This window comes from Pseudomonas sp. PME37.24/025 (assembly GCF_055556615.1).
Genome location: NZ_JBVHNK010000264.1, coordinates 1 through 265, shown reverse-complemented (window position 1 = coordinate 265; position 265 = coordinate 1). Strand labels below are relative to the sequence as shown.

The window sequence follows — 265 nt, the reverse complement described above, 5'->3', positions numbered from 1 at the left end:
CAGGCGTGCCCATGCGCTCGGCCAGTTCGCGCAAGCGGTTGGAGTTGGAGCTGTTGGGGCTACCGACTACCAGCAGCACATCGCACTCGTCGGCCAGTTGCTTGACCGCATCCTGGCGGTTCTGGGTGGCGTAGCAGATGTCGTCCTTACGCGGACCGCCGATAGTGGGGAAGCGTGTGCGCAGGGCATCGATGACCTTGCTGGTGTCGTCCATCGACAGCGTGGTCTGGGTGACGAAGGCCAGGGAGTCGGGGTCGCGCACCTG

1 pseudogene is annotated in these 265 nt (G+C 64.9%); it reads right to left on the bottom strand.

Annotated elements, in window-relative coordinates:
- A pseudogene (gene ispH, locus ACZ3HH_RS30310) lies at positions 1–265 on the bottom strand (4-hydroxy-3-methylbut-2-enyl diphosphate reductase); the annotation flags it as partial.